The following is a 12,739-nucleotide window of genomic DNA, read 5'->3' on the forward strand; positions in this document are numbered from 1 at the left end:
CATATTTTATAATTTATGGGTCTATAAATTCTAAAAACGACAGTTAATTATTTATGTTGTCTGTCTATTTTTGAATTAGTATTTTCAAAATTAACGAAATTTAACTTTAAAAATTTTAATTCTCAATTTAAATAATCAAATTGTTAATAGAAAATATCGTGCCAAATTAGAATTGTTGTCCAATAATAAAGTGAGTTTCCCATCCATTTGGACTGGTTTGACCAGGTACAGGATCGAAACCATAACCAAAATCAATACCTAATAAACCAAATGCAGGCATGAATACACGTAGTCCAACTCCAGCAGATCGTTTAAGATCGTATGGGTTGTAATCTTTAAATGCATTATATGAAATTCCACCTTCCATAAAACCTAAAGCAAATATTTTTGCCTGCTGTTTTAATGTTATTGGATATCTTAATTCTAAAGAGAACTTATTATATATAGTTCCACCATCGTTTGTTGGAAAGCCATTATCATCAACCGGTTGAATGGATTGATTTGGATATCCACGAAGCCCAATGGTTTCTCTTCCATCTAAACTATAAGATCCAAGACCATCACCTCCTAAAAAGAAACGCTCGAAAGGAATGTCTCCTCTATCTTGATTGTAGGCACCTAAGAAACCAAATTCAGCACTAGGTTTTAAAACTAGTTTTTTAACTATTTCTGCATACCATTCTGCCTTGAATTTAATTTTATAAAATTCTAACCATTTAAAACGTTCTTGATCAATTTCTGCAATCCCATTGTTGGCAGCAATTCGATCGTCGTCAGAATAAGTAGGATCATTAACAATTTCACTTAAATCTTCTCTTTCGTGCTTTAAGGCGTTATAATCTACATTATTAAACAAAGAATACGGTAGGGTTAGCTTAGCACTTACACTAAAGTTTGAACCTCCAATAGGGAAAACCGGGTCGTTATAAGTACTGTTTCTGCTTAATCCAATGGTGTATGCTAAGTTATTTGAATACCCATCTCCAAACGTAAATAATCCTGTATTATAGTTCTTTAAGTTATAATGTTGGTAGCTTACTGCTTGAGACAAGGTGAAGAAGTTATCTGGGGCAGTTAAACGTTTCGCTAAACCAACAGAAACTCCTGTTATATTAAAACGCTTGTCTTTATCTGCTTTTCCTGTTTGTGAATCATATAAAAATTGTTTTGTATGAGACACAGAGGTTGAAAACTGCACAGGTTTTTTACCACCTAACCAAGGCTCTGTAAACGAGAAGCTATAGGTTTGATAAAACTGACTGGCTTGTAAACGCAAAGATAATTTCTGTCCGTCTCCTCTTGGTACAGGTTTATAAGATTCAAAGTTTAAAAGATTTCTTAATGAGAAGTTGTTAAATGATAAACCAAGTGTACCAATAAAACCACCACCACCATAACCACCTTGTAATTCTATCTGGCTTGATCCTGTTTCAACCACTACGTATTCTAAATCGATTGTCCCCTCGTTAGGGTTTGGGTTATTAAAGTTGGTTGCTATTTGAGCAGCATCGAAAAATCCTAACTGACTTAGCTCTCTAATAGTTCTAATAACATTCGATTTGTTGTATAACTGACCAGGTCTTGTATGCAACTCTCTGTATATTACATGGTCGTTAGTAACATCGTTTCCTACTACAGTAACATCTGTAAAGTGAACTGCTTTTCCTTCAGAAATTCTAATTTCTAAATCGATTACATTTCCTTCAGCACCTATTTCTACCGCATTAATAGTTGAAAATAAATATCCGTTATTTTGATATAGGTTTGTAATATCTACAGCATCTGGATTTTCTGTATCCGCAATTCTTTTTTCAAGTAAAACACCATTATATGTTTCTCCTGGATTGATTCTTAAGATTCTTCTTAATACATCGTCTGGATAAACCGAGTTCCCAATAAAATCTATTTTACCAAAAGTGTATAATTCACCTTCTTCCAGTTCTATATAAACTGCCACGTGTTTTTTGTCTAATACAACCAAGCTGTCCGAAAGGATTCGTGCATCTCTATAACCGTTTTCTTTATATTTATCTACAACACTGTTAAGATCCGTTTTAAAATCTGCTTCGATAAATTTTGAACGCTTAAGAATGTGGGTAATATTTTTCTGCTTGGTGTTCTTCATCGCTTTTTTAAGCTTTGAGTCTGGTAATACCGTATTTCCAGAAAAATGAATCTCTTTTACTTTTACCTTTTTACCTTTGTCTATATTAATAACCATGTTCATAACACTTTTAGAGGTTTGAATGGTGTCTTCAACCTCAATAGTATTAATATTTACTTTGGTATTATAAAAACCGTCTTTTTTGTACTTATTAACCAAATAGTTTTTGGTAGTTGTAAGTAGGTTTTCAGTTACTTTAACGCCTTTATTTAGGGAGTTTTCTGTTATTAGCTTTTCTTTTTTAGATTTTTTAATACCATTAATTTTAACTTCGTTAAGTTCTGGTAAATCTTCTAATCTAATTTCTAGAAAAACCTCGTTACCTTCAACTCTATTGATGTAGATTTCAATATTATTGAACAAATTAGAATTCCATAGTTTTTTTATGGCATTACTAATCTTATCACCAGGGATAATAACTTCTTCTCCAGATCTTAATCCTGAATACGTAATAATAGTTTGTTCGCTGAAACTTGTTTCACCAACTACTACAATGCCACCAATTATATATTTTTGGCCATTTTGTGGGTTTGATTCTTGGGCTTGCAAGCTTTGAGTATTTGCAAAAACTAGCAATGTAAAAATGAATAGTAAGTATGTTTTCAATAGTACTTTATTAGTTAATTTGTTCACTTGTTTTCCCAAATCTTCGTTCTCTTTTTTGATATTCAATAATGGCTTCATATAAATGTTGCTTCGTAAAGTCTGGCCAAAGTACATTTGTAAAATATAATTCTGCATAGGCAATTTGCCATAAAAGGAAATTGCTGATACGCTGTTCGCCACTTGTTCTAATAAGCAAATCTACGTCGTGTAAATTTTGCGTGTAAAGATGCTCATTAATAACCGATTCATCAATATTTTCGGGCGAAATTATATTATTTTTAACTTTAATGCTTATTTTTTTTACTGTATTTATTAATTCTTCTCTTGAACCATAACTTAAGGCAAGAGTTAAAATCATTCGTTTATTATCTTTTGTTTTTTCAATTACTTCTTGAAGTTCTTTATGTGCTTTCTTAGGAAGTTCCTCTAAATTGCCAATAGCCAAAAGTTTGATGTCGTTATCTTGAAGGGTTTTAATTTCCTTCTTTAATGAAGCCACTAGCAGGTTCATAAGCGTTTTTACTTCAAGCTTTGGTCTGTTCCAATTCTCAGTAGAAAACGCATAGAGTGTTAGGTTTTCTATACCAAGTTCGGCAGATCCTTCAACTACTTGCCTTACAGATTTGGTGCCATTTTCATGTCCAAAAGCACGTAGCATGCCTTTTTGTTTTGCCCAACGTCCATTTCCATCCATAATTATGGCCAGATGTTTGGGTAATTTACTCGTATTTATTTGTGATTTTAATTCCATTAAAAAACGCAGTAGCAAGGTTTTCTACCAAAGGTATAAGTTAGTGTAACTCCAGTAAACATGTACCAGTCGTTATTGTTTTTGTTTCCAAAGGCATTTGGAGCATCATTATCGTAATCCGGAGCGCTTCCATCGATCTCGTCACTAAAAGTATATCTGGCTCCAATTTCTGCACCAATAACAAAATTGTCCATAAATCGGTATTTGAAACCTAAAACCATAGGAATACCATAAGCAATACTCGTTGTGTTTTCAGAAACCAGGACTCCTTTTTTTGTAAAGTAAAAATTATCATGATAAGCTGCCGTAATTCCACTATATAAATAGGGGGTTGCTTTATTTGTGCCTTGGTGTAGGTCGAAATCTAAGAACGTAAATTCTATTCCTAACGATGCTTCAACAATATGATTATTTATTTGATACCCTCTTTCTTGTCTTCTTGGGTCATCCGATTTTAAATCGTTCATTTCTAATTCAGAATATATTAGAGAAAGTCTAAATGAATGTCTTGGACTTCTATTCCATTTATAGATACCACCAATAGCAAGTTGGTTTGGTGCAATATAATCTGTTGCTCCAACATCGCCAATAAAATTGCTACCCCCAAGAAATACACCAAGTTCATGGGTTTGCGAGTAGCTTAATTGAATAGTTAGTATGAAAAAAAATATTGTGGTTAAATACCTCATAAATGTTCAAAAGTTTGCAAATATAATAAATAAGATTAGCCTATAGCAATTTGAATCAAATTGTTATAGGATTAAAACAGTTTTTCTTACAAATTATTGTTTAATTGCGTCTGTCTTCACCCCAAAGTAATTTTTTACGAAGTGTATCTAAGAAACTTTCGTTTAATAATTCTATCATTTTTATTTTAAAAGGTGCTTTTTTTATTGTTACAATGGTTTCGTTGCTTAAGGTCGCAATTCTGGAATCTAAAGAAATTAAAAAGTTGTCTTCTCTTCCATTAACTTTTAATTTTATTTCGGTAGAATCTGTAATAATTAAAGGTCTAGCACTTAAATTATGTGGTGCAATTGGAGTAATAACAAAACTATTGGTGTCTGGGGTAATTACAGGGCCTCCACAACTTAGGGAATATCCAGTAGAGCCAGTTGGGGTTGCTACTATTAAACCATCGCTCCAATAAGATGTTAAGTATTCGTCATTTAACCTGGTTTCTACTGTTATCATAGAAGTGGTGTTTTTTCTACTAATAGCTATTTCATTTAAAGCGAAATCTAAATCATTAAATTCTGAATATGTTGGCGAGGTTTTAATAGAAAGTAAACTGCGCTCAGAAATTTTATAGTTTCCGGATAATATATCGTCTATGGCACTTATTATATTTTCGTTTTGAATGGTTGCTAAAAAACCTAGCCTTCCTGTATTTATACCAACAATTGGAATGTCTAAATCTTTAACCAAAGTGGTGGTTCTAAGCATGGTGCCATCTCCACCAATACTAATTAATAAATCGAAACTTTTATCTAAAGATTGAAAGGTTTTAAATTTATCGTAATTCTTGTTATTTGTTAGATTGTGATTAATTATGTCGAAAAAGTTCTCTTCTACATATACATTTGTATTCTTTTCGTAAAGATAGTCCAGAAGAATTTCTACAGCTTCCTCAGCATTTTTATGATAGAATTGACCAAAAATTGCAATTTTCATATTAAATGTTTAAATATTTATTTAAATAATCTGAACGTTCTTTTAAGTTCTCTAGATAACTGTCTTCTTCATGTCCAGAAACAACAACATAGCTGTAACGTCTAAAAGTTTGCATGATGTCATTCAACCCAGTATTGCCAATTTTAAGAGTAATTTGTACCAAATCGTTTTCCATTTTCGAAATAAATGCGCCCAATAGTTTACCATCGTTAGATTCTACAATCTGACTAAGTTCACTAAAAGAATAATCGTTAATGCTTTTTTCTACAATTAAAATGCTTCCACCTTCAGCAAAAAATGGGGTTTCATTAAACAAGCTAATCACATCGTTTAATTCATAATAGCCTAAATAATTATTTTTGTCGTTTAAAACGGGCATAATGTTAGAAGAGTTTTGAGCAAAAGCTTCAAGAACATCTAGCCACACGGTTTGATGTCTCACAAAAAAACCTTCAATGGCGTGACTGTAATCAGAAATAGACTTCTGACTATTAAAACAATGCGCATCTGTTTCAGACATGCAGCCTAAATACACACCCTCTTTATTTTTTATAGGAATATGGGAGTAGGTAAGCTGATTAAACAAAAGTTGCATATCACTAATTTTATCATCTTTATCAAGTGGTTTGATATCGTTTATTATGTATTCTGAAAGATTCATTGTTTCAATTAAAGTTCCTGCAAATTAATTAAAAATTACTACAATAACCTTGATTGACTTTGTATTTTTGTAGTATTAAAATAGAGGTCATGACAAAATTAAGTGTTAACATAAATAAGATTGCTACTTTAAGGAATTCTAGAGGTGGCAATACTCCAAACGTGGTTCAGTTTGCTAAAGATGTACAAGCTTTTGGTGCAGAAGGAGTCACCATTCATCCAAGACCAGACGAAAGACATATTAGGTATCAAGATGCTTACGATTTGAAATCGGAAGTTTTCACAGAATATAATATTGAAGGAAATCCAGTTGATAAATTTTTAAAAATGGTTTTAGAATTAAAACCAACTCAAGTAACTTTAGTTCCAGATGCTGAAGATGCTATAACAAGCAATGCAGGCTGGGATACTATAAAACATAAAGATTTTTTAATAGATGTTATTAAGGAGTTTAAAGATCATGGTATTAGAACTTCCATTTTTGTCGATCCAGATTTAAAACAAATAGAAGGAGCCAAAGCTACCGGAACAGATAGAATAGAACTTTACACAGAAGCTTTTGCACATGAATATGGTTTAGGAAATAAATCAGCAATCAAACCTTATACAGCTTGTGCTGAACTAGCCAATTCTTTAGGTTTAGGCGTCAATGCAGGACACGATTTGTCTTTAGATAATATTAAGTTTTTTAAAGAACATGTTCCAGGATTGTTAGAGGTGTCTATTGGACATGCGCTTATTTCAGAAAGTTTATATTTAGGCGTAGAGAATGTGATACAAATGTATTTGCAGAGACTAAAATAGCTTTTAGTAATAAGTTACACTAATAAGTAAATAATTAAAGGTGAAGAGCAGTCGAAGCCTCAAAAAATTTAAACCAATGGAACAATTATATTCAAACATACTAGGCGAAGGCAAACCATTTGTAATCCTTCATGGTTTTTTAGGCATGAGTGATAATTGGAAAACACTTGGTGCCAAGTTTAGTGAACAAAACTATGAGGTTCATTTATTAGATCAGCGAAACCATGGAAGAAGCTTTCATAGCAATGATTTTAATTACGATTTATTAGTTGAAGATTTAAAGAGCTATTGCGAAACTCATCAATTAAAAGACATTATACTACTTGGTCATTCCATGGGAGGAAAAGTAGCCATGCTTTTTGCAGCAACATATCCAGAGCTTGTTTCTAAATTGTTGATTGCAGATATTTCACCAAGATATTATCCAGTTCATCATGAGTTGATATTAAAAGGCTTAAGTAGTCTCAATTTTAAAAACATGGAAAGTAGAGGAGATGCAGACGATCAATTAGCTAAATATATTTCAGATTTTGGTATTCGTCAGTTTTTATTAAAAAACTTGTATTGGAATGATGCTAAAGAACTAGCTTTAAGAATCAATTTAAAGGCATTAAAAGAAAATATAGAGGAAATAGGAGAAGCTTTGCCAATACATGCGCAATACATGGGAGAAACACTTTTTTTACGTGGCGACAGATCAGAATATATTGGGTTGCAAGACGAGTCTCTTATAAAAAGTCATTTTCCAAACTCTCAAATTGTAACCATTCCAAAATCCGGTCATTGGCTACATGCCGAAAACCCAAAAGCCTTCTTTAATGAAGTTTTAAAATTTCTAGGATAGTTATAGCAAGTTTCCTATCTTTCAATCTAACTAAATTAATATTTATGAATTTAATTATCCGTATATTATTAACTGCAGTGGCAGTTGTTTTACTGGCTTATATCCTGCCAGGGGTTGAGGTTTCCGGCTTTGGAGCTGCAATAATTGTAGCTATTGTATTAGGTTTACTTAATATTTTTATCAAGCCTATTTTAGTTATTCTAACTTTGCCAATAACCGTAATCACTTTAGGTTTATTTCTACTCGTTATTAATGCCTTAATTATTTTAATGGCAAACAGTTTTATAGATGGTTTTACAGTCAGTGGGTTTTGGATAGCCTTGTTGTTTAGCTTGTTATTGTCATTGCTTCAATCTATCTTATTTTCTGTATTGAAAGAAGATGTAAACTAGGCTGAAATACAATACGTTAAAAACTTTGTTGGGTTGCAAAAAATATGTATTTTTGCAACCCAATTTTTATGTCATAATATAATGAATATTACAAGAGAAAACATTGATGCATTAAATGCTGTAGTAAAAGTAGATATCGCTAAAGATGATTATAGCGCTAAAGTTGAAAAAATCTTAACAGATTACAGAAAAACAGCTAACATTCCTGGTTTTAGAAAAGGTCACGTACCAATGGGAATGGTTAAAAAGCAATACGGGAAAGCTGTATTGGTTGATGAAGTAAATAAATTATTACAAGAAGCTTTAAATAAGTATCTAACTGAAGAAAAATTAGATGTTCTTGGACATCCAATTCCAAAACCTCAAGACGATTTAGATTGGGATTCAGAAAAATTATCTTTTGAATTCGAACTTGGTTTAGCACCTGAATTTAACGTAGAATTAAAAAGTAAGAAAGCTATAACAAGTTATACTATTGTTGCTGGTGACGAGATGATCGACGATCAGATTAAAAATATCCAAAAGCAATATGGTAAATTAAAATCGCAAACAGAAGTAACTAAAGATAGCGAAGTTACAGGTACTTATAATAATGAAGAAAAAGGTATTGAAAATACAGTAACTTTAACTTTAGATAAATTTAAAGGAAAAGCTACTGAAAAGAAATTTATTGGAGCTAAGGTTGGAGATGTTATTACTCTAAAAACAAAAGGCCTTTATAGCGATGATCATGAATTAATGCATGCTTTAAAATTAGAACATGATGATGTTCACGGATTAGATATTGAAGTAACATTTACTGTAACTGAAATTAACGAACGTGAATTAGCAGATTTAGACCAAGAGTTATTCGATAAATTATTTGGGAAAGATGCTGTAAAATCTGTTACAGAATTGAAAGATAAAATTAAAGAAGACGCTGAAAAGCAATTCAAACAACAAGCAGATCAGAAATTATTAAACGATGTTACTGAGCATCTTGTAGATAGTACTAAATTCGATTTACCAGCAGAATTCCTTACAAAATGGATGCAAACTGCAGGAGAAAATCAATTAAGTGACGATGAAGCTAAAGACGAATACGAAAAATCTGAAAAAAGCTTACGTTACCAATTAATAGAAGGGAAATTAATTACTGAGAATGACATTCAGGTAACAATGGATGATATTAAAGATCATGCAAAAAACATGATTAAAGCTCAAATGGCTCAATTTGGTCAAATGAATCCTTCAGATAAAGAATTAGAAGATATAGCAGCACGTGTTTTATCTAATCAAGATGAAGCTCGTAGAATTTCAGAACAAATTATCAGTCAGAAATTATTAACGCTTTATAAAGAGAAAGCAAACCTTAAAACCAAAGAACTTACTTACGAAGCATTTGTAAAAGAAGTTTATGGAGATAAGTAATTATTAAATAAATATCCTGAGACACTGTTTAAGGATTAATATTTATTTAACTAAATTATCCTTATATTTAGGCGTTAAAATTGTAATTTTAACGCCTTTTTAATTCAATTTAATTATACAAAGACAATTTATGGATTTCGGAAAAGAATTTGAAAAATTCGCTATAAAAGACCAAGGAATAAGCAGTACATACTACAATAAGATTATTAGCAGCATGTATCCTACAAACTTAACGCCAAACATTATTGAAGAGCGCCAAATGAATATTGCTATCTTCGATGTGTTTTCACGTTTAATGATGGATCGAATCATTTTTTTAGGTACAGGTATTAACGACCAAGTAGCTAATATCATTCAAGCTCAATTATTGTTTTTAGAAAGCACAGATTCTTCTAAAGACATTCAAATATACATTAACTCTCCAGGAGGTTCTGTATATGCAGGCCTAGGTATTTACGATACCATGCAGTTTATTAAACCAGATGTAGCAACTATTTGTACGGGGATGGCAGCTTCTATGGGAGCTGTATTATTATGTGCTGGAGAAAAAGGAAAACGTAGTGGTTTAACACACTCACGTGTCATGATTCACCAACCTTTAGGTGGTGCGCAAGGACAAGCAAGTGATATAGAAATTACTGCTAGAGAAATCTTAATCTTAAAAGAAGAGCTTTATAAAATTATTAGTAAGCATTCCGGACAAGATTACGACAAAGTATATAAAGATAGCGATAGAGATTATTGGATGAAAGCCGATAAAGCTAAAGAATACGGAATGATTGATGAAATTTTAGTACGTAGCTAAAATGTAATTAGAAAAACAATTTCTTTTCATACGATTTGGAATGTGGAATTTTTAACTAGGAATTTATTGAGTAATGGCAAAGGAAGATTTAGAATGTTCGTTTTGTGGTAGAAAAAAGCCAGAAACAAATTTATTAATAGCAGGATTGGATGCGCATATTTGCGACAAATGTATTGAGCAAGCTCATGGCATTGTTTTAGAAGAATCTAAACAAAGCGATAAAAGCGAGCTTTCTGCTGAACTTATGTTGCGTAAACCACAGCAGATAAAAACGTTTTTAGACGAATATATTATTGGTCAGGACACGACAAAAAAAGTGATGTCTGTGGCTGTATACAACCACTACAAAAGGCTTTTGCAACCACCAAGTGATGACGATATTGAAATACAAAAATCAAATATCATTATGGTTGGGCAAACTGGAACTGGTAAAACCTTGATGGCAAAAACCATAGCTAAAATGCTTAATGTACCTTTAGCCATTGTAGATGCAACGGTTTTAACCGAAGCCGGATATGTAGGTGAAGATGTTGAAAGTATTTTAACACGTTTGTTACAAGCAGCAGATTACAATTTAGATAAAGCCGAAAAAGGCATTGTGTTTATTGATGAAATAGATAAAATTGCTCGTAAAAGCGATAATCCTTCTATAACCAGAGATGTTTCTGGGGAAGGTGTACAACAAGCCTTATTGAAACTATTAGAAGGAACCGTTGTAAACGTACCGCCAAAAGGAGGACGTAAACATCCAGACCAGAAATTTATAGAAGTTAATACAGAAAATATTTTATTTATTGCAGGTGGAGCTTTCGATGGTATTGAAAAAGTTATTTCCAAGCGTTTAAATATGCAAGCCGTTGGTTATAGTGCGTCCATGTCTGATGAGCGTGTAGACCAAAGTAATTTACTACAATACATTATTCCAAAAGATTTAAAAGATTTTGGTTTGATACCAGAAATTATTGGTCGTCTTCCAGTGTTAACATACATGGATCCATTAGATGCCAAAACTTTAAGAGCCATTTTAACAGAACCTAAAAACGCCATTATTAAACAATACAAGAAATTGTTTGCCATGGACGAAATAGATTTTTCTATTACAGATGGTGCTTTAGATTTTATTGTTGAAAAAGCCATTGAATACAAACTTGGTGCACGTGGATTACGTTCCTTATGCGAAGAAATCTTAACAGATGCCATGTTTGAGTTACCAAGTACCGAAGAAAAGGAAATTAGAGTAACCAAAGCTTATGCTGAGGAAAAATTATCTAAAACAACTATTAAGAAACTGAAAGCGGTTTCTTAAACTCGAATAATATTACCAATAAAGAACCATTTGTAGATTCGTTTACAAATGGTTTTTTTATTTTAAATAGACGGCAAAAGAACAATTAATCTGTCATTCAGAGCCAAGCGAAGAATCTTTTTATTAAGGTTATATATTAAAATTAATAGTATTCTTGACTACGTTCAGAATGATAATTTTCAGATGTTTTTTCTGTTTTTATAAAAAAATTCACACCAAACTATACTTATTTTAAGTTTGGCGTTTTTTCTAGTATTTTTTTAAAAAGTATGGGAAAACCGTAACAATAACCATGTGTTTCATCGAAAAGTAGGAAAAATACGTAGTAACACGTATATATTTTATTGATTTTTTAATTAGGTTTATTGAATTAATAACAATAAACAACATTAATTTATGAGAAAAAGTATTCTTAAACATCGAAACATCGAAACATCGAAACATCGAAACATCGAAACATCGAAACATCGAAACATCGAAACATCGTCTAGATTAAGCTTAATATCAATTTGCTTGATTTTATTCGTTTTTACAATCTTTAACTGCAAACAAGACGACATTCAAGATGTTGATTATAATTCTTTACAAAAACAGAAAGAAAGTATAAATCATTTTACTATTGAAGATTTACCTGATATTGAACATGCCTTAAATTCTATAGGTTCTAATAGAACAGGAAGGCTTATGACAACCACATTCGGAGATTTAGATTTGACAGACATTCTACATAATCAGATTGGAGGAGATATTGTTGTAAATGGTTCTACAAATATTTTGCAAGATGTAATTCAAGCTTTAACTAATGGGGATTTAAAATATTTAAATAATCAAGATCCCATAGAATGTAAGGCCACGTTCAATTCTCAACTAATACCTACTAATTTGTAATAATAAAAAAAAATGAAAACTCCCCTGTTATTACTTAGTTTCACATTACTAATATTTTCATGTTTTCCGAGAAAAGAACCCGGAATATCAATTTCAAATAATTGTGATGTTGACTACGATAGTATAAAAGTCTTTACATCGATTGAAAAACCAACATTATTTTATAATATAAAAGCTAATAGCAGAGTTAAAGGTAAAATATTATTTGATAATAATAAAAAAGGAGATGGATGTTATAAAATACTGGTTTATAAAGAAGAAATCTTAAAATTCAATGATTGTTTCGGTTACTATACTAATGGTGCGTCTTTGAATTATGGATTTGAAATTAGTATTGAATCTGACACATTAATTGTAAAATCTAAGTAAATACTCTTAAAAAGTCATTTTCTATACATTTAAATACAAATTTAATATGGATTACTTTGGTGGAAA

Annotated in this window: 13 protein-coding genes; 8 read left to right on the plus strand and 5 right to left on the minus strand. The window is 31.4% G+C overall.

Annotation, left to right across the window (positions count from 1 at the left end; all coding sequences use genetic code 11):
* Positions 1–166 precede the first annotated feature (166 nt).
* The 5 genes from bamA to OS191_RS12670 form a co-directional block, all read right to left on the minus strand.
* Positions 167–2,848 carry an outer membrane protein assembly factor BamA gene (gene bamA / locus OS191_RS12650; RefSeq protein ID WP_267156079.1) on the minus strand — a complete coding sequence of 894 codons (2,682 nt, stop codon included), beginning with the start codon at positions 2,846–2,848 and terminating at the stop codon, positions 167–169.
* Positions 2,781–3,521: an undecaprenyl pyrophosphate synthase gene (uppS, locus tag OS191_RS12655; RefSeq protein ID WP_267156080.1), complete on the minus strand. Its 741-nt coding sequence runs from the start codon at positions 3,519–3,521 to the stop codon at positions 2,781–2,783. The genes bamA and uppS overlap by 68 nt, the downstream gene beginning before the upstream one ends.
* Complete coding sequence (gene porG, locus OS191_RS12660; RefSeq protein WP_267156081.1) at positions 3,521–4,210, minus strand: type IX secretion system protein PorG; 690 nt, start codon at positions 4,208–4,210, stop codon at positions 3,521–3,523. The genes uppS and porG overlap by 1 nt, the downstream gene beginning before the upstream one ends.
* A gap of 100 nt (positions 4,211–4,310) precedes the next feature.
* A complete protein-coding gene (locus OS191_RS12665) occupies positions 4,311–5,195 on the minus strand; it encodes an NAD kinase (RefSeq protein ID WP_267156082.1) in 885 nt (294 codons plus the stop codon).
* 1 nt (position 5,196) lies between these two features.
* Positions 5,197–5,856, minus strand: coding sequence for a CBS domain-containing protein (locus OS191_RS12670; protein WP_267156083.1), 660 nt, complete (start codon positions 5,854–5,856; stop codon positions 5,197–5,199).
* An 89-nt stretch (positions 5,857–5,945) separates the two neighbouring features.
* On the opposite strand from OS191_RS12670, the gene OS191_RS12675 reads away from it, so the two are divergent.
* The 8 genes from OS191_RS12675 (at position 5,946) to OS191_RS12710 (ending at position 12,673) form a co-directional block, all read left to right on the plus strand.
* Positions 5,946–6,659, plus strand: a complete 714-nt coding sequence (locus tag OS191_RS12675) for a pyridoxine 5'-phosphate synthase (protein ID WP_267156084.1) — start codon at positions 5,946–5,948, stop codon at positions 6,657–6,659.
* Positions 6,660–6,735: 76 nt separating this feature from the next.
* Positions 6,736–7,503 (plus strand): alpha/beta fold hydrolase, encoded by a 768-nt coding sequence (locus tag OS191_RS12680; protein WP_267156085.1) that lies wholly within the window; start codon positions 6,736–6,738, stop codon positions 7,501–7,503.
* 44 nt (positions 7,504–7,547) lie between these two features.
* Positions 7,548–7,895: a phage holin family protein gene (locus tag OS191_RS12685; protein ID WP_267156086.1), complete on the plus strand. Its 348-nt coding sequence runs from the start codon at positions 7,548–7,550 to the stop codon at positions 7,893–7,895.
* Between the two features lie 81 nt (positions 7,896–7,976).
* Positions 7,977–9,305 carry a trigger factor gene (tig, locus tag OS191_RS12690; protein ID WP_267156087.1) on the plus strand — a complete coding sequence of 443 codons (1,329 nt, stop codon included), beginning with the start codon at positions 7,977–7,979 and terminating at the stop codon, positions 9,303–9,305.
* 130 nt (positions 9,306–9,435) lie between these two features.
* A complete protein-coding gene (gene clpP, locus OS191_RS12695; protein ID WP_267156088.1) occupies positions 9,436–10,110 on the plus strand; it encodes an ATP-dependent Clp endopeptidase proteolytic subunit ClpP in 675 nt (224 codons plus the stop codon).
* A 73-nt stretch (positions 10,111–10,183) separates the two neighbouring features.
* Positions 10,184–11,416 (plus strand): ATP-dependent Clp protease ATP-binding subunit ClpX, encoded by a 1,233-nt coding sequence (gene clpX, locus OS191_RS12700; RefSeq protein WP_267156089.1) that lies wholly within the window; start codon positions 10,184–10,186, stop codon positions 11,414–11,416.
* A 513-nt stretch (positions 11,417–11,929) separates the two neighbouring features.
* Positions 11,930–12,304 (plus strand): hypothetical protein, encoded by a 375-nt coding sequence (locus tag OS191_RS12705; RefSeq protein ID WP_267156090.1) that lies wholly within the window; start codon positions 11,930–11,932, stop codon positions 12,302–12,304.
* 12 nt (positions 12,305–12,316) lie between these two features.
* Complete coding sequence (locus OS191_RS12710) at positions 12,317–12,673, plus strand: hypothetical protein (RefSeq protein WP_267156091.1); 357 nt, start codon at positions 12,317–12,319, stop codon at positions 12,671–12,673.
* The last annotated feature ends 66 nt before the right edge of the window (positions 12,674–12,739 follow it).

The sequence above is a fragment of the Xanthomarina sp. F2636L genome (genome assembly GCF_026410195.1).
Taxonomy (GTDB): Bacteria; Bacteroidota; Bacteroidia; order Flavobacteriales; family Flavobacteriaceae; genus Xanthomarina.

Bases quoted from the DNA above. Each gene is read 5' to 3' on its own strand.
- bamA (WP_267156079.1), bottom strand. From the start codon at position 2,848: ATGAAGCCATTATTGAATATCAAAAAAGAGAACGAAGATTTGGGAAAA.
- uppS (WP_267156080.1), bottom strand. From the start codon at position 3,521: ATGGAATTAAAATCACAAATAAATACGAGTAAATTACCCAAACATCTG.
- porG (WP_267156081.1), bottom strand. From the start codon at position 4,210: ATGAGGTATTTAACCACAATATTTTTTTTCATACTAACTATTCAATTA.
- OS191_RS12665 (WP_267156082.1), bottom strand. From the start codon at position 5,195: ATGAAAATTGCAATTTTTGGTCAATTCTATCATAAAAATGCTGAGGAA.
- OS191_RS12670 (WP_267156083.1), bottom strand. From the start codon at position 5,856: ATGAATCTTTCAGAATACATAATAAACGATATCAAACCACTTGATAAA.
- OS191_RS12675 (WP_267156084.1), top strand. From the start codon at position 5,946: ATGACAAAATTAAGTGTTAACATAAATAAGATTGCTACTTTAAGGAAT.
- OS191_RS12680 (WP_267156085.1), top strand. From the start codon at position 6,736: ATGGAACAATTATATTCAAACATACTAGGCGAAGGCAAACCATTTGTA.
- OS191_RS12685 (WP_267156086.1), top strand. From the start codon at position 7,548: ATGAATTTAATTATCCGTATATTATTAACTGCAGTGGCAGTTGTTTTA.
- tig (WP_267156087.1), top strand. From the start codon at position 7,977: ATGAATATTACAAGAGAAAACATTGATGCATTAAATGCTGTAGTAAAA.
- clpP (WP_267156088.1), top strand. From the start codon at position 9,436: ATGGATTTCGGAAAAGAATTTGAAAAATTCGCTATAAAAGACCAAGGA.
- clpX (WP_267156089.1), top strand. From the start codon at position 10,184: ATGGCAAAGGAAGATTTAGAATGTTCGTTTTGTGGTAGAAAAAAGCCA.
- OS191_RS12710 (WP_267156091.1), top strand. From the start codon at position 12,317: ATGAAAACTCCCCTGTTATTACTTAGTTTCACATTACTAATATTTTCA.